Origin of the sequence: Phreatobacter sp. (assembly GCF_022843985.1) — a bacterium.
In the GTDB taxonomy this organism is placed as follows: domain Bacteria; phylum Pseudomonadota; class Alphaproteobacteria; order Rhizobiales; family Phreatobacteraceae; genus Phreatobacter.
On record NZ_JALHMP010000007.1, the window covers coordinates 23,584 to 39,910 of the forward strand.

Sequence of the window (16,327 nt, forward strand, 5' to 3'; positions counted from 1 at the left end):
CATGACGCTGGCCGGCACCGCCGCGCTCTTTTTCGACCGGCGGCCACTGGTCGCCGCGCTGATCGCCGCCGCGCTCTTCGCGCCGGCCGCCTCCGCCCAGCAGGCCGGCAGTCCGTTCGTCGGGTTCACCCAGAACCGCAGCGACCCGATCAATTTCGAGGCCGACCGGGCGGAAGTCTTCGATACCGAGAAGCGTGCCGTGCTCACCGGCAATGTCCGCATCCAGCAGGGCGAATCGACGCTGCAGACGGCCCGTCTCGTGATCTTCTACGAGGACAATGCCAATGGCGCCGCCGGCCGGCCGGCGACCACCACGCCGCGCCAGGGCGGCGCGGCCGGCGCCCCCGCCGAGCAGCAGAACGTGCGGCGCTTCGAGATGCAGGGCGGTGTCATCGTCCGCTCGAAGAACCAGACTGCCACCGCCGAGCGCGGCTCCTTTGATGCCCGCCGCAATGAGGCGATCATGGAAGGCAATGTCACGCTGACCCAGTGCGAGAACATCCTGCGCGGCGCGCGGCTCCATGCCGATCTCACGGCGAACCGCGTCCGGATCGACGCCGCGCCCTCGGGCGGGCGGGTCTCCGGCATCCTCCAGGGGACCGGCGGCGGCGGGGGCGGTGCCAACAATCCCGATTGCGCGCCGGCCCGGCCGCAGGCGCGCAGCCCGCGCGGATAGGCCTGCCGTGTCCTTCATCACGCGCGTCTCCGGTTTTCTGGGACGGAGGCCGGCTCACGAGGCCGCCGCCGTCGACGGCGATTGGCTGGTGAAGGAAATGGCCGCCCAGGTGGCCGAACTCGACAAGCCCGCGCCGGCCGCGGTGGCGCGCAGCCAGGACGAGCCGCGCTCCGGCGAAGGCGTGATGTCGGTCCACGGGGTGTGGAAGAGCTACAAGGGCCGCGCCGTGGTGCGCGGCGTCAGCCTCGACCTCAGGCGCGGCGAGGCCGTCGGCCTGCTGGGGCCCAACGGCGCCGGCAAGACCACCGTCTTCTACATGATCACCGGCCTCGTCGAGGCGGACAGGGGCCATATCGAGCTCGACGGCCACGACATCACGGCGCTGCCGATGTACCGGCGGGCACGGCTCGGCATCGGCTATCTGCCGCAGGAGGCCTCGATCTTCCGCGGCCTCAATGTCGAGGACAATATCCGCGCCGTGCTTGAGGTCACCGAAAAGGACAAGGCCAAGCGCGAGCGCGACCTCGACGAACTGCTCGAGGAATTCACCATCACCCGTCTGCGCAAGAGCCCGGCCATCGCCCTGTCGGGCGGCGAGCGCCGCCGCCTCGAGATCGCCCGCGCCCTGGCGACGCGACCCTCCTTCATGCTGCTGGACGAGCCCTTCGCCGGCATCGACCCCATCGCCGTGGGGGACATCCAGAACCTCGTCCGCCACCTGAAGGAGCGCGGCATCGGCGTGCTCATCACCGACCACAACGTGCGTGAGACGCTCGGCCTCATCGACCGCGCCTATATCATCCATTCGGGACAGGTGCTGATGGAAGGCACGCCGAACGAGATCGTCTCCAACCCCGACGTCCGCCGCCTCTATCTCGGCGAGGAATTCCGGCTGTGACGGCGCGGCCGCGGCCCGACGGACGCTCTTAACGCCTCAGTCACCGGAACCATGGCATGAACCTTGCTGTTCGCGCCGCCTGCCCTCTATGATGCGGTGCAAGAAACCCGAGGGATGCGCCCCAGACGATGGCCCTGTCAGCCCGACTAGAGCTCCGCGTCGGCCAGTCGCTGGTCATGACGCCCCAGCTCATGCAGGCCATCAAGCTCCTGCAGCTGTCCAATCTCGACCTCGTCGCCTATGTCGAGCAGGAGCTGGAGAAGAATCCGCTGCTCGAACGCGCCGAGGCACCTGACCCCGCCGTCGAGGGCGAGATGCCCGATGCGCCGCCCGCTGCCGATCCCGGCGACGCCCAGGCCGGCGACTGGCTCGGCGACGACATGGGGAACAGCCGCACCGAGATCGAGGGGCGGCTGGGCACGGACCTTGAAAACGTCTTCCCCGACGACAAGGGTCCGGAGACCCGGCATGCCGACGCAGCCTCCGACCCGATGACTTCGTCCTGGTCGAATGTCGGCTCGGGCGGCAGCGATAACGAGGACTACAATCTTGAGGCCTTCGTCTCCGCCGACCTGTCACTCGCCGACCACCTGTCGAACCAGCTGACGCTGGCCGTCGAGACCCAAGCCGACCGTCTCATCGGCCAGATGCTGATCGATGCCGTGGACGATGCCGGCTATCTCACCGTTACCATCGAGGAGGTCGCCGACAGGCTCGGCGCCGAGGTCGAGGACGTCACCAGCGTCCTCGAGGTGATCCAGAGCTTCGAGCCCTCGGGCGTGGCGGCGCGTAACCTCGCGGAATGCCTGGCCATCCAGCTCAGGGACAAGAATCGCTTCGACCCCGCCATGCAGGCGCTGGTCGGCCATCTCGACCTGCTCGGCAAGCGCGACTATGCGGCGCTGAAGAAGCTTTGCGCCGTCGACGACGAGGATCTCGCCGACATGGTGGCGGAGATCCGCCGCCTCAATCCCAAGCCGGGCCTCGCCTTCGGCTTCGCCCCGGTGCAGCCGCTGGTGCCGGACGTCCTGGTGCGCGCAGGTCCCGACGGCGGCTGGATCGTCGAGCTGAACAGCGAGACCCTGCCTAAGGTCCTGGTCAACCAGAGCTACTATGCCCGGGTGTCGAAGACCGCCAAGAAGGACACGGAAAAGACCTTTCTCGCCGACGCGCTGCAGACTGCGACCTGGCTCGCCCGTGCCCTCGACCAGCGCGCCCGCACCATCCTGAAGGTGGCGACCGAGATCGTCCGCCAGCAGGATGCCTTCTTCGCCCTCGGCGTCCAGTATCTGCGGCCGTTGAACCTGAAGACCATCGCCGACGCCATCAGCATGCATGAATCGACCGTGTCGCGGGTGACGTCCAACAAGTCGATCGCCACCAGCCGCGGCATCTTCGAGATGAAGTATTTCTTCACCTCCTCGATCGCCAATTCGGAAGTGGGCGGCGAGAGCCACTCGGCGGAGGCGGTGCGCTACCGCATCAAGCAGATGATCGACGCCGAGACGCCCGACGACGTGCTCTCCGACGACGCCATCATGGACAAGCTCAAGGCCTCGGGCATCGACATCGCCCGCCGCACCGTCGCCAAGTACCGCGAGGCCCTGCGCATCCCCTCCTCGGTGCAGCGCCGGCGCGAGAAACAGGCCATGGCGGTGTGAGGCGTGTCGCCTCCGGCGATGGTTGCTCCATGCCAGGCATTGCCGGATGAGATCATTCTCCTCTGGAGACCTGTCCTCACAGAACGCGCATCCCATCGCTAACGGCGAACGGAGACAGCCGTTCTATCCCGCCAAATTGACTTGAATCGGGGCCGGACAGTGCCCTTATTCCCCTTCAACCATGCTGCGGAGGTTCGTTCCATGGCGAAGACCCAGGCGACGGGAACCATCATCCCCCTGCCAGCCGACACGGCCGATCTCGCCTGGCATCGCCTGCGCAGCGAGGGCGATGCCATGGCCCGGGCCAATCCGGAACTGGCGACCCTGGTGCTGCGCACGATCGGCCGTGCCTCGTCCTTCGAGGATGCGGTGGCACGGCGCATCTCCGCCCGTCTGGCCACCGGCGACGTGCCAGCCGATGTGCTGCACGACGCCTTTACCGAGGCCTTGGCCGCGGCGCCCGCGATTTCCACGGCCATGCGGGCCGATGCCGCGGCGGTCATCGACCGCGACCCGGCCGCCGACCGCCTCATCGAGCCGGTCCTGTTCTTCAAGGGCTTCCACGCCATCGAGACGCACCGCCTGGCGCACTGGCTGCTCGGGCAAGGCCGCGGGGATTTCGCCCTCTATCTCCAGAGCCGCTCCTCCGAGGTCTTCCAGACCGACATCAATCCGGCCGTGCCCATGGGCCGGGGCGTCTTCCTCGACCATGCCACCGGCCTCGTCGTCGGCGAGACCGCGGTGATCGAGGATGACGTGTCGATCCTGCAGGGCGTCACGCTCGGCGGCACCGGCAAGGAGGCCGGCGACCGCCATCCCAAGGTGCGCCGTGGCGTGCTGCTCGGCGCCGGCGCCAAGATCCTCGGCAATATCGAGATCGGCCGCTGCGCCCGGGTGGCGGCCGGCTCGGTGGTCCTGCACGACGTCGCGCCGAATACAACCGTGGCCGGGGTTCCCGCCAAGCCTGTCGGCACGGCCGGCTGTGCGGAGCCCTCCCGGTCGATGGACCAGATCCTGGCGCGCGAATCGACCGACGGCTTCAGCTACAACATCTGAACCCGCGGAGTCCTTCAGCCCTCGGCCATCCGGCTTGCTTGCGAAGTGCTGTTTCATTGTGAGAAACATCGCTTCATGAGGTGAGGGCAACCGGCGACAAGACCGGCGCGGACCAGGGCAGGCAGCATGACGCGAAAGGCATGGCATCGTGGGGATGCGCGGGGATGCGCGCCATGACGATGCAGCTCACCCTCGCCATCCACCGCGCCCGGCGGCTCTTTCCCGACAAGACCGCCGTCGTCTTCGACGCGCGGCGCTGGACCTGGGATCAGTTCGCCGACCGGGTGGCGCGCCTCGCCGGCCTCTTGCAGAGTCTCGGGATCGGACCCGGCGACCGGGTCGCCATGCTGTCGCATTCCTCCGACCGCTATCTCGAGTTTTTCTTCGCCGCCTTCTGGGCCGGCGGCATCGCCGTGCCGGTCTCGACCCGCTATGCCGAGCCGGAGACCGCCTTCCTGATGCAGGATTGCGGCGCCAAGGTCCTGCTTGTCGGCGACGAGTTCACCGCCATGGCCGAGGCGCTGCGGCCGCAATGCCCGGATCTCCGCCATGTGGTCTTCGCCGGCGAGGGCGCCCTGCCCGCCGGCATGATCGGCTATGAGGCGGGGCTGGCGGCCCAGGCGCCGGTCGCCGATGCCCGCCGCAGCGGCGAGGACATCGCCGTGCTCTTCTATACGGGCGGGACGACGGGGCGCTCCAAGGGCGTCATGCTCACCCACATCAACTGCATGGCCAATTCGTTCGGCGGCATGGTGCACACCAGGCTCGGCAGCAGCCTCGTCGGCCTGCATGCAGGCCCGCTCTATCACGCCGCTGCCGGCTCGCGCGTCTTCACCAACACCCTTCTCGGCGCCACCCACGTGGTCATCCCGCGCTTCACGGTAAAGGGCGTGCTGGAGGCCATCCAGCACCACCGGATCACCTTCACCTCCATGGTGCCGACCATGATGACGATGATCCTCAACGAGCCCGACCTCGATGCCTATGATCTCTCCTCGCTGGAGATGATCGGCTATGGCGGCGCGCCCATGCCGGTGGCGACGCTTGAGGCGCTGATGAAGCGGCTGCCGAAGGTGCGCTTCGCCCAGGCCTACGGGATGACGGAGCTGTCGCCGGCCTGCACCTACCTAGAGCCCGACGACCACACGCTCGATCCCGCCAGGACCCACCGCCTCGCCTCCGGCGGGCGCGTCATCGTCGGCTGCGACCTGCGCGTCGTCGATTCGGACGATCGCGACGTGCCAGTGGGCACGATCGGCGAGATCATCGTCGCCGGAGCAACGGTGATGAAGGGCTACTGGAACCAGCCGGACATGACCGCGGAGGCCCTGCGCGGAGGTTACATGCACACCGGCGACGCTGGCTATCTCGACGCTGACGGCTATGTCTATGTCTCCGACCGGATCAAGGACATGATCGTCACCGGCGGCGAGAACGTCTATTCGATCGAGGTCGAGAATGCCGTCCTGACCCATCCCGCCATCCGCGAATGCGCGGTGATCGGCGTACCGCATGCCCTCTGGGGCGAGGCGGTGCATGCCGTCGTGACCTTCAAGGCCGGGCAGAGCGCCACGGCGGAGGCCATCATCGCCCACTGCAAGACGCGGATCGCCGGCTTCAAATGCCCGCAGACCATCGAGGTGCGCGAGGCCATGCCGCTGTCGCAGGCCAACAAGATCCTGAAGACGGAACTGAGGCGTCCCCATTGGGAGGGACGGGCGCGGGCAGTCAACTGACGGTTCGGGCCGGCAAGGGAGTGGCGGCGATGGCGGAAGGTGCGGACGGCTTGTCGCGCGGCATCGTCAGCGGCGGGCGCCAGCGCGATCCCGAAGCCGTCGAGGCGCGCGCCCGGCGGATCGCCGGCGGCCTCGACCGGCTCGGCGTCGGACCCGGCGACTGCGTCGCCATCCTGATGCGCAATGACATCGCCTTTCTGGAGGCGACCTATGCCGCGGCCATGCTGGGGGCCTATGCGGTGCCGGTGAACTGGCACCTCAAGCCCGACGAGGTCCGCTACATCCTCGCGGATTGCGAGGCCAAGGTGCTGATCGGCCATGCGGACCTGCTGGCACCGATGGCCGGCGACCGGCCCGGCGGCCTCGCCGTCTTCACCGCGCCGGTGCCGCCCGAAGTGGCACGGCATTTCCCGTCGCCCGGGCCGTGCGAGCCCCCGGCAGGCAGCCGCGATCTCGATGCCTGGCTCGGCGGTGAAGCGCCCTTCGACGGGCCGGCCCGCCCGGCGCCGATGAGCATGATCTACACCTCCGGCACCACCGGAAAGCCGAAAGGGGTCAAGCGCCTGGCGCCGACGCCGGAGGAGGCGAAGGCGACGGAGGCGCTGCGCGCCCTCGTCTACGGCCTCAGGCCCGGCGTGCGCGCGCTGCTGCCGGGGCCGCTCTACCATTCCGCCCCCAATTCCTTCGGCATCCGCGCGGGCCGGCTCGGCGGCGTGCTGGTGCTGATGCCACGCTTCGACGCCGAGGACATGCTGAGGCTGATCGAAACCCACCGCATCGACACGGTATTCATGGTGCCGACCATGTTCGTGCGGCTGCTGAAGCTGCCCGAAGAGGTCCGCCAGCGCTACGACCTGTCCTCGCTGCGCTTCGTCATCCATGCCGCGGCGCCCTGTCCGGCCGAGGTGAAGAGCGCGATGATCGCCTGGTGGGGCCCGGTGATCCACGAATTCTACGGCGGCACGGAGACCGGTCCCGTCACCTTCGCCACGTCGGAGGACGCCCTGAAGAAACCGGGGACCGTCGGCCGGCTGTCGCCCGGGGCGGAGATCCGGGTGCTGGACGATGCCGGCAAGGCCCTGCCGCAGGGCGCCGTCGGCGAACTCTTCTGCCGCATCGCCGGCTATCCCGACTTCACCTATCACAAGGCGCCGGAGAAGCGCCGCGAGGTGGATCATTCCGGCTTCATCACCTGCGGCGATGTCGGGTTCGTGGATGCGGACGGCTACGTGTTCCTCTGCGACCGCAAGCGCGACATGATCATCGCCGGCGGCGTCAACATCTATCCGGCGGAGATCGAGGCGGCGCTGCTGGCGCTGCCGCAGGTGCGCGACTGCGCCGTGTTCGGCATTCCCCATGCCGAATTCGGCGAGAGCATCATGGCGGTGATCGCGCCGCAGCCAGGAGTGGAGATCGACCCGGAGGCTCTGAGGGCCGCGCTCGCCACCCGGATCGCCGACTACAAGCTGCCGCGGCACATCGAGTTTCGCGACGACCTGCCGCGGGAGGATTCGGGCAAGATCTTCAAGCGCCGGCTGCGCGACCCCTATTGGGCGGCGGCGGGCCGGACGATCTGAGGGCGAGGGTAGGCCGCCTCAGAACCCCAGCCTCGCGCGGACCTCTTCGGCGCTGATTCCGGCGGCGCGCAGGGCCCGGAAACCCTCGGCCTGATCGCTCTTCGACAGTTTCTTCCCGTCCGCACCGAGAACGAGCGGGTGATGGCGATAGAGCGGCGCCGGCAGCCCGAGGAGTTCCTGCAGCAGGCGGTGGACGGCGGTGGCCTCGAACAGGTCCGCACCCCGCACCACATGGGTCACTCCCTGCAGCGCGTCGTCGGCAACGACGGCGAGATGATAGCTGGTGCCGAGGTCCTTGCGCGCGAGGACGACGTCGCCCCAGCGCTGCGGATGGGCTGTGACGGTGCGCAGGGGAAGGCCCGCCACGTCAACCTCGGTCCAGGTCAGCGGCCGGTCGAGCCGCGCCAGCGCCGCGTCCATGGCAAGACGCAGGGCATGGGGCTCGCCCGCCGCGATCCGGGCCGCCGCTTCCTCCGCCGGCATCTCACGCCCCCGGCCGGCATAGAGCGGCGCGCCGTCGGGATCGGTCGCGACGGGCTTTCCCGTCGCCGCCGCGGCGGCAGCCGCCAGGGCCTTGACGTCGCCGCGGCTCTCGAAGGCGGGATAGACGAGGCCCATGGCGGCAAGCCTGGCGAGCAGGGCCCTGTGATCGGCGAGGTGGTCCGACTGGCGGCGATAGGGCGTCTCGAAGGCGAGGCCGAGCCAGGCAAGGTCGGCGATCATGGCCGCCTCGTGTTCCGGCCGGCAGCGCGCCCGGTCGATATCCTCGACGCGCAGCAGCAGCCGCCCGCCGAGGGCTGCCGCCATCCTCTCGTTCTCCAGCGCGCTACGGGCGTGGCCGAGATGGAGCAGACCGTTGGGGCTCGGCGCGAAGCGCAGGACCGGCTGGCGCGCGGGCGGGGGGTGGGCGACCGTCATGGCGTCAGCCTATGGTCGAGGTGGGCACGGGGAGCAAGATGGCCGAGGACCTCATCGCGACGGAGAACGACCTGAACGCACGGCTGGCGGCCCTAGCGGGCCGCTGCGCGGTCATGGCGCGCCTCCATTCCCGCCATGGTCAGCCGCCCCTGCGGCGGCGGCCGGCCGGCTTCGAAGGGCTGGTCCATGTCGTGGTATTCCAGCAGATCTCGATCGCGGCGGCAGCTGTCATCTGGGAGCGGACTGTCGCCGTCTTCGGCGCGATCACGCCGGAACGGCTGGCCGCGGCGAGCGACGAGGACTTCCGCGCCGCCGGCCAGTCGAGGCCGAAGATCCGGACACTGCGATCCCTGGCCGCGGCGGTGCTGGACGGCACGCTGGGCCTCGACGCCCTGCCGGCAATGGAGGCCGAGGCCGCCCATGCCGCCCTGACACGGGTCAAGGGCATCGGGCCTTGGACCGCCGACGTCTATCTCCTCACCTGCCTCGGCCATGGCGATGCCTGGCCGGCCGGCGACATCGCCCTGCAGACGGCGGTACAGGATGCCGTGGGCCTCGCCGCGCGGCCGGATGCCCGGCAGATGATCGCCATCGCCGAGCGCTGGCGGCCGCACCGGGCGGTGGCGGCGCGGCTGCTCTGGGCGCATTATGCCGCCCTGAAGCAGCGGGCGGCCGTTCCCGCCACGACGGCGTGATCGCCGGTCCTTTGGGCTTCACAAGAGCGACACGATCCCCATAGTATCGCTCAGTGCCTGAATTCGCGGCTCGCGAATCGCCGAGCCGCCCGATCGCAAGGAGTTCATCTTGACGGTCGCCGTATCACCTGGGGACATGCCGGTTTCGGCCGCCATCTCCCCCGGTTCATGGCCGGCCCTGGTGCTCAACGCGGATTACCGCCCGCTGAGCTACTATCCCCTGTCGCTGTGGTCGTGGCAGGATACGATCAAGGCCGTCTTTCTCGACCGCGTCACCGTCGTCTCGACCTACGAGAAGGCGATTCACTCGCCCAGCTTCGAGATGAGGCTGCCGAGCGTGGTGTCGCTCAAGACCTATGTGAAGCCGTCGCGCAACCCCGCCTTCACCCGGTTCAACGTCTTCCTGCGCGACCGTTTCCGCTGCCAGTATTGCGGCCATACCGAAGACCTGACCTTCGACCATCTCGTGCCCCGCTCCAAGGGGGGGCAGACGACCTGGGACAATGTGCTGACCGCCTGTTCGCCGTGCAACCTGCGCAAGGGGTCGAAGTCGCTGAGGGAATCGGGCCTGCAGCTGTCCCACCTGCCGTTTGCGCCCACGGTCCAGGACCTGCACGCCAACGGCCGGCTGTTCCCGCCCAACTATCTGCACCAGAGCTGGATGGACTATCTCTACTGGGACACCGAACTGGAGCCGTGAGGCTTCACCCGCGTTCCCGCGGCCGGCTGGCCGCGGCCAGCGCCACCAGCGCCAGGGCCGCGGCGATCAGGGCGTTCCAGCCCGCCAGCGACAGGCCGAGAAACCGCCAGGCGGCAACCGTGCAGTCGGCCAGCGGCTTGGCGGCCTGTAACTGGCGCATAAGCTCCGCCGGGTTGCGGGCGATGACGGTGGGCTGGGCGCAGGTGGTCGGTCCCTGCCAGAAGCCCCATTCGGCCCCGGCGTGGTAGATGCCGAGACCGGCGCCCCAGATCATCAGGGCGGCGAGACCGACCAAGCCGAGCCGGACGAAGGGGGCAGGCCAGCGACGCCAGGCCATGAAGGCGACCAGGGCCGCCGCGGGGATGACCGCATAATAGGGGACGCGCTGCTCCAGGCAGAGCGGGCAGGGCGGCAGTCCGACGACGAATTCGAAGAAAAGGGCGCCGAGAATCGTGCCGATCGCGGCGGCAGCGACGACAAGGGCGCCGGAAAGCCATGGACGGCCGACGGCATGCGCGACGATCGCTGTGGTCTTTGTCATGGCGCCGGTTCTAGCCGCTCACGACGTTCTGTCCAGTGGGAGTGCCCCGCGACATGGGTTTCCATTGACCCGGCCGGCCCCCTCGTTCATCACAACATCATGAGCTCGGCCGATCCGATCGCCCGCCCTCGCGGCGGCGGCACCTACAGCGTCCCGAACCTTCTCACCTACGGCCGCGTCCTCGCCGTGCCGCTGGTGGCCGCCTGTCTCTTCGCACAGGTCATCTATGAAGGCGGGATCTGGCTGCGCTGGGTCGCGCTGGCGATTTTCATCATCGCCGCCATCACCGACTATTTCGACGGCTACCTCGCCCGGGCCTGGTCGCAGCACTCGGCGATCGGCCGGATGCTCGACCCGATCGCCGACAAGCTGCTGGTCGGCATCGTGCTGATGATGCTGGCGGCGGACGGGACGATCCTCGGCTGGTCGCTCTGGGCCGCCATGGTCATCCTGGCGCGCGAGATCCTCGTGTCGGGATTGCGCGAATTCCTCGCCGAGCTGCGCGTCTCGGTGCCGGTGACGCGGCTGGCGAAATGGAAGACGGCGCTGCAGCTCATCGCCGTCGGCTTCCTCATCGCCGGACCCGCCGGCGACAAGATCGTCTCGGGCGTGACGATGATCGGCATCGGGCTGCTCTGGTGCGCGGCCATCCTGACGCTCTACACCGGCTATGACTATTTCCGCGCCGGGGCCGGCCATCTCATCGAGGAGGACGAGCCATGAGGGTCCTCTATTTCGCCTGGGTGCGCGAGCGGATCGGCAAACCCTCCGAGGAGATCGAGGTGCCGGCCGGGGTCGTCACTGTCGCCGACCTGGTCACCCACCTGATCGGCCGGGGCGAGGACTATGCCCATGCCTTCGAGAATCGCACGGTGATCCGCGCGGCCATCGATCAGGTCCATGTGAAGCCGGATGCGCCGCTGGCCGGCGCCCGCGAGATCGCCTTCTTTCCGCCCATGACCGGCGGCTAGCTGGCGGGATGCGCCCCCCGAAAGATCCCGCCCACCGCAAGCTCACCCGCCGCCGCCTTCTCGGCGTGCTCGCCGCCATCCCCGTGATCGGCGGCGCGACCGGCGCCGCCGCCTATCGCAGCCAGCCCTACTATACCGGACCGGTGAGCGACCATTTCGACGGCACCCGCTTCTTCGATCCCCATGGCGTGCCGCCCAAGCCCTTCACCGAGCTGCTGCGCTGGCAGTTCGGCGGCGATGAGCGGGCCCGCTGGCCGGAGAGCTGGCCGCTCGATCGCACCGACGTGCCGCCGCCGCGGGTGGAGGGGGACGCGATCCGCCTCTCCTATGTCGGCCATGCGACGATCCTGATGCAGACGCGCGGGCTCAACATCCTGTTCGATCCGGTCTGGTCGGAGCGGGTCTCGCCGGTCTCCTTCGCCGGGCCGAAGCGGGTCAATGCCCCGGGCGTCGCCTTCGAGGCCCTGCCCAAGATCGACCTCGTCCTGGTCAGCCACGGCCATTACGACCATCTCGACGTGGAGACGCTCTCCCGTCTCCATGCGGTCCACCAGCCGCGGGTCATCACCCCCCTCGGTCAGGACGCCATCATGAAGGCCTTCGACCCCGCGATCCGGGCGGAGGCGCATGACTGGGGCGACCGCGTCGCGATCGGCAACGACATGGCGGTGCATCTGGCACCGATGCGGCACTGGACGGCGCGCGGCCTGTTCGACCGCAACAAGGCGCTGTGGGCGGCCTTCATCGTCGAGGCACCGGGCGGCCTCGTCTATCACATCGGTGATACCGGCTATGGCGACGGACACCATTTCCGCGAGGCGAAACGTCGCTTCGGCGGCTTCCGCCTCGCCATCCTGCCGATCGGCGCCTACGAGCCGCGCTGGTTCATGCGCGACCAGCACATGAACCCGGCCGAGGCCGTGCAGGTGATGATTGATTGCGGGGCGCGGCGTGCCCTCGCCCATCACTGGGGCACGGTCCAGCTGACCAACGAGGCGATCGAGGAGCCGCGCCTGGCGCTGGGCGCCGCGCTGGCGGAACGGGGGATCGCGCCCGACCTGTTCCGCGCCATCCGCCCCGGCGAGGCCTGGGACCTGCCCGCCGCGGAAGCCTGACCGCTACTGGATCTGCAGGCCGCGCAACAGCCGCTCGATATAATCCATCTCGATCTGCGGGCGGTCCTGCTCGGACAGGCGGCGGCGCAGCTCCTCGAGCACGCGCTGGGCGCGCTGGGCGGCTCCCTCTCCGGCATTGGGAACGCGCACATCCGAATTCTCGTTGGCCTCGCGGCCGCGGGTGGGGCGTCCCAGGGGATCGTAATCCTGGTTGCCGGCCTGTCCCTGGCGGCCGCCCGGCTGGCCGGGCTGACCCGGTCCTTGCCCCTGGCCCTGGCCCTCCTGCATCTGCTGGGCGAGGCCCTGGGCACCCTGCTGCAGGCTGCGCAGGGCGCGGCCCTGGGCGTCGGTGGCGCCCTGGCCATTGCCGCGGCCGAGCGCCTCTTCCGCCTCGCGCATGGCGCGGCCGGCATTGCCCATGCCTTCCTGCGCCTGGCGGCCTGATTCCGACTGTCCCTGGCCTTCGCCCTGCTGCCCCAGCTGCTCGCGCAGCTGGTCGAGGAGTTCGCGGAGCTCGCGCTGGGCGTCGCCGAGCTGGCCGTAGCCCTGCTCGCCCTGCTGCCCCTGTTCACCCTGCTGGCCGGGCTGCGGCTGGCCCTGTTGCCCCTGCTGGCCGCGCTGGCCGGGGCGCTGCTGGCCCCGCTGGGCGCGGCGCTGTTCCTGGTTGCGGCGGAACGTGTCGTCGCGCAGCTGCTGCTGGCGGCGGATCATGTCGGCGAGCCGGTCGAGCGGACCCTCGCCCTGCTCACCCTGTTCGCCGTTCTGGCCCTGCTGCTGCTGTTGCTGCCGTCCGGCCTGCAGGCCCTGCAGCATCTGCTGCAATTCCTGCATCAGCCGCTGGGCCTGTTCGCGGGCGCCGCTCCGCGCCAGATTCTCGATGCGGTTGAGCATGTCGCGCAGGTCCTGCGGGCGAACCTGGCGGGCATTGGGATCGCGCTGGGCCTGCTGCTGCTGGTTGCCGTCCTGGCGGTTGCGCAGGGCCTGTTCCGTCAGTTCGCGCATCAGCCGGTCCATGGCCTGGCGCAGGTCCTGTGACAGCCGGCGGATTTCCTCCTCGGATGCCCCGCGCTCGATGGCCTGGCGCAGCCTTTCCGCCGCCTGCGCGACCGAGCGCTCGGCCTCCGAGACGTCGCCGTCCTCCATCCGCACGGCGATGTCCCAGAGATAGTCCATGACATCTCTCAGGGCCGCATCGTCGCGGGCGCGGACGAGGCGGAAATAGGCGGTGCGCAGACCGAGATAGACCGGGGTCTCGATGCCAAAGCGGTCGGGCGCCGTGGTCAGGGCCTCAAGGGCGCGGGCGACGCGCGGCGCGGCATGGGCGTCGAGGGCGAGGATACGGCGCTGCTCGACGAGGACCCGCGGCACGGGCTTGGAGAAGACGCGGGCGGGCAGCGTGCCGTAGACGGTTTCGGAGAAGCCCTCGTTGCCGGCATCGTCCTTTGCCCTGAGCTTCACCGCGACCTGCAGGCCGGCAAAGGGATGTGCAACGAAATCGCGTGACGTCTGGCCGCTTCCCGAGCGGGTGCGCGCCTGCGGCAAGGTCAACGGCAGGGGCGGCAGATCGGCGAGCGGCCTTGCCCCCTCGCGCTGCAGAGCGAGGGCGGACGGCGCCAGCGACAGGGTCGCCTCGGCTTCCTTCACACCGTAATCGTCCTCGACCTTGTAGGAGAGGACGAACTGGTTGCGCTGGTCGGTCTGCGGCGCACGCTCGAAGGCGATGGACGGCGCCGTGTCGGCAATGGCCTCGAACCGCCAGGTAAGGGGCTGGGCTCCGGTCCCGGTCACCTGGAGCGTGCCGTTCTGGGTGATCGTCCAGCGGGTTTCGGCGAGATCGGCCTGAGGCTGGGTCGCTTGGGCCGTCGCTTGGGCCGTCGCTTGGGCCGTCGCTTCGGCGGCACGCTCGGGCACCGGCGCCGGGGCGACGCCGCCCTCGGGCTTCACTGCGACATCGGCGAGACCGGCGACGCGCAGGGTGATGACGGAACCGACGGGGACACGGAACATGTCGGGCTCGGCCGCGGCATGGGCGGCCTGCGCCGCGCCGGCTTCAGCCATGCGTCGGGTCGGCAGGATCACCGGCGGGCGCGCCGTATAGGCGGGCGGCGTGACCCAGGCGTCGATGCGGTAGTTGACCGGCACGGGCGGCGCCCGCCAGTCGAAGGCCGTCATCAGCCGCTGTGTGCGCTCGTCGCCGGCCAGGAAATAGGCAGGGACGATGAGAAGCAGCGCCAGGGCGCGGATGGCATAGCGGTCGAGACTGGGCATGCGTGGCGTCGGAATGCCGGTGCGCAGCTGGCCGGCGGCGGCCGCGACGCGGGCGCGATGTTCTTCCCACAGCGCCTTGGCGAAGGGATCGTCGGAGGTCGCGAGATCGTCGGCCAGGGCGGTCGCCGGCCGGTGGCCGCCTTCGGTGGCACGGTCGATGCGGCGCAGCGCCTCCTGGTCGGAGGGCCGGCGGATCGTCACCAGCGGCAGGGCGGCGAGCAGCAGGAGGCCGAGAACAAAGAGGACGCCGCCGAAACGCGCCCAGTAGGGCACGACCTGCCAGAAGCCGAGCCAGGACACGGCAAGGACGCCGCCGAAAATGGCGAGGAAGAGGACGAGACGCGGCCAGACCCGCTCCCAGAGGATGACGAGTTTGGCGCGATCGATCGCGTGACCGAGAGCGAGCTGATGTTCGTTGGGGGCCCGGGGCCGATCCCTGTTCATGCCGTCGCTCAAGATCCGCTCCGGTTCGAGGTCTCCTGCAAATTTCAGGCTATCATGGTGGGTCGCAAAAACCACCTTTTCATGGCGGCCCGCCGATCACGGATCGGTCACCTCTCAGGCCGTGGTGACGACATCGGAGAGGGCGGCAAGGTCGACATTGGCGCCGCAGGCGAGAACGCCGACCCTTTCCCCCGCAGCCGGCACATAGGCGCCGCAGACGAGAGCGGCGAGTGCCGCCGCGCCGCCCGGTTCGCTCGCCGCCCGCAGGCCGAGCCAGAGCCGCTTCTGGGCATCGCGAATGGCGGCGTCGGGGACGAGGACGACATGGTCGACATAGGCCGCCGCCGTCGCGTGGACGCGGGCAAAGACATTGCGGGCGCCGAGCGAATCGGCGGCGATCGACTGCACGTCGACATCGACCGGACCGCCGGCAGCGAGCGCGGCATGGAGCGCCCGCGAGCCTTCCGGCTCGACACCGACCACCTTCACCCGCCGGTCGAACCAGCGGGCGACGCCGCCGATCAGGCCGCCGCCACCGACCGCCACCAGGACCGTATCGAGGCCGCCGGCATCCTCCTCCCATTCGATACCGACCGTGCCCTGACCGGCCATGGTCGGCCAGGCGTCATAGGCATGGACGGAGAGGGCGCCGGTCTCGGCGGCATAGGCCTCGCAGGCGGCCAGGGCGTCGGAATAGCGGGCGCCGCCGACGACGAGAGTGGCACCTGTCTCGCGGATTCGGGCGATCTTCGCCGCCGAGGAGATCTCCGGCACGAAGATGCGGGCGGGCATGCCGAGCACCGCAGCCGCATGGGCGACGGCGATGCCGTGATTGCCACCGGACGCCGCACAGACGCCGGCCACCGGCATGGGTCCGGCAAGGAGGGTGTTGAAGGCGCCGCGGGCCTTGAACGTGCCGGTCACCTGGAGGAATTCGAGCTTCATGACGACGGGGACGGGCGTGCCGAACGTGTCCGCACCGAGGGTCATGGTCGGCGTACGGCGGACCCGCCCCGCGATACGGGCATGGGCGGCGCGGATGTCGTCGGTGGTCAGCATGGTCGGGTCCTG

General features: G+C 69.5%; 15 protein-coding genes. 11 read left to right on the forward strand and 4 right to left on the reverse strand.

The window, feature by feature from the left end:
* The first annotated feature begins 1 nt into the window (after nt 1).
* The 6 genes from Q0C57_RS06605 (at nt 2) to Q0C57_RS06630 (ending at nt 7,604) form a co-directional block, all read left to right on the forward strand.
* A complete protein-coding gene (locus Q0C57_RS06605; RefSeq protein ID WP_296573857.1) occupies nt 2-676 on the forward strand; it encodes an LptA/OstA family protein in 675 nt (224 codons plus the stop codon).
* Nucleotides 677-683: 7 nt separating this feature from the next.
* The gene (gene lptB, locus Q0C57_RS06610) at nt 684-1,574 is read left to right on the forward strand and encodes an LPS export ABC transporter ATP-binding protein (RefSeq protein WP_296573860.1); all 891 of its coding nucleotides are present in this window, start codon (nt 684-686) and stop codon (nt 1,572-1,574) included.
* A gap of 128 nt (nt 1,575-1,702) precedes the next feature.
* Nucleotides 1,703-3,235 (forward strand): RNA polymerase factor sigma-54, encoded by a 1,533-nt coding sequence (gene rpoN, locus Q0C57_RS06615; protein ID WP_296573862.1) that lies wholly within the window; start codon nt 1,703-1,705, stop codon nt 3,233-3,235.
* Nucleotides 3,236-3,436: 201 nt separating this feature from the next.
* On the forward strand, nt 3,437-4,291 hold the full coding sequence (gene cysE / locus Q0C57_RS06620; protein WP_296573864.1) for a serine O-acetyltransferase: 855 nt from the start codon (nt 3,437-3,439) through the stop codon (nt 4,289-4,291).
* A 173-nt stretch (nt 4,292-4,464) separates the two neighbouring features.
* The gene (locus Q0C57_RS06625; RefSeq protein ID WP_296573867.1) at nt 4,465-6,027 is read left to right on the forward strand and encodes a long-chain-fatty-acid--CoA ligase; all 1,563 of its coding nucleotides are present in this window, start codon (nt 4,465-4,467) and stop codon (nt 6,025-6,027) included.
* Between the two features lie 29 nt (nt 6,028-6,056).
* The gene (locus Q0C57_RS06630) at nt 6,057-7,604 is read left to right on the forward strand and encodes an acyl-CoA synthetase (protein ID WP_296573870.1); all 1,548 of its coding nucleotides are present in this window, start codon (nt 6,057-6,059) and stop codon (nt 7,602-7,604) included.
* Nucleotides 7,605-7,622: 18 nt separating this feature from the next.
* On the opposite strand, the gene gluQRS is transcribed toward Q0C57_RS06630, so the two are convergent.
* A complete protein-coding gene (gene gluQRS / locus Q0C57_RS06635) occupies nt 7,623-8,522 on the reverse strand; it encodes a tRNA glutamyl-Q(34) synthetase GluQRS (protein ID WP_296573873.1) in 900 nt (299 codons plus the stop codon).
* A gap of 38 nt (nt 8,523-8,560) precedes the next feature.
* Here gluQRS and Q0C57_RS06640 point away from each other — a divergent pair, with 38 nt between their 5' ends.
* On the forward strand, nt 8,561-9,217 hold the full coding sequence (locus Q0C57_RS06640) for a DNA-3-methyladenine glycosylase 2 family protein (RefSeq protein WP_296573876.1): 657 nt from the start codon (nt 8,561-8,563) through the stop codon (nt 9,215-9,217).
* A 136-nt stretch (nt 9,218-9,353) separates the two neighbouring features.
* Nucleotides 9,354-9,917 (forward strand): HNH endonuclease, encoded by a 564-nt coding sequence (locus Q0C57_RS06645; protein ID WP_296574258.1) that lies wholly within the window; start codon nt 9,354-9,356, stop codon nt 9,915-9,917.
* 4 nt (nt 9,918-9,921) lie between these two features.
* On the opposite strand, the gene Q0C57_RS06650 is transcribed toward Q0C57_RS06645, so the two are convergent.
* Nucleotides 9,922-10,458: a disulfide bond formation protein B gene (locus Q0C57_RS06650; RefSeq protein WP_296573879.1), complete on the reverse strand. Its 537-nt coding sequence runs from the start codon at nt 10,456-10,458 to the stop codon at nt 9,922-9,924.
* Nucleotides 10,459-10,557: 99 nt separating this feature from the next.
* Between Q0C57_RS06650 and pgsA the strand changes: the two genes are divergently transcribed.
* Genes pgsA through Q0C57_RS06665 form a run of 3 tightly spaced genes read left to right on the forward strand, consistent with a single transcriptional unit; the run spans nt 10,558 to nt 12,544 of the window.
* Nucleotides 10,558-11,181 carry a CDP-diacylglycerol--glycerol-3-phosphate 3-phosphatidyltransferase gene (gene pgsA, locus Q0C57_RS06655; RefSeq protein ID WP_296573882.1) on the forward strand — a complete coding sequence of 208 codons (624 nt, stop codon included), beginning with the start codon at nt 10,558-10,560 and terminating at the stop codon, nt 11,179-11,181.
* Nucleotides 11,178-11,429, forward strand: a complete 252-nt coding sequence (moaD, locus tag Q0C57_RS06660; protein WP_296573884.1) for a molybdopterin converting factor subunit 1 — start codon at nt 11,178-11,180, stop codon at nt 11,427-11,429. The genes pgsA and moaD overlap by 4 nt, the downstream gene beginning before the upstream one ends.
* 8 nt (nt 11,430-11,437) lie before the next feature.
* Nucleotides 11,438-12,544 (forward strand): MBL fold metallo-hydrolase, encoded by a 1,107-nt coding sequence (locus tag Q0C57_RS06665; protein ID WP_296573887.1) that lies wholly within the window; start codon nt 11,438-11,440, stop codon nt 12,542-12,544.
* Between the two features lie 3 nt (nt 12,545-12,547).
* On the opposite strand, the gene Q0C57_RS06670 is transcribed toward Q0C57_RS06665, so the two are convergent.
* Nucleotides 12,548-15,256, reverse strand: coding sequence for a TIGR02302 family protein (locus Q0C57_RS06670; protein WP_296573890.1), 2,709 nt, complete (start codon nt 15,254-15,256; stop codon nt 12,548-12,550).
* Between the two features lie 114 nt (nt 15,257-15,370).
* Nucleotides 15,371-16,315, reverse strand: coding sequence for a threonine/serine dehydratase (locus Q0C57_RS06675; protein WP_296573893.1), 945 nt, complete (start codon nt 16,313-16,315; stop codon nt 15,371-15,373).
* Nucleotides 16,316-16,327 lie beyond the last annotated feature (12 nt).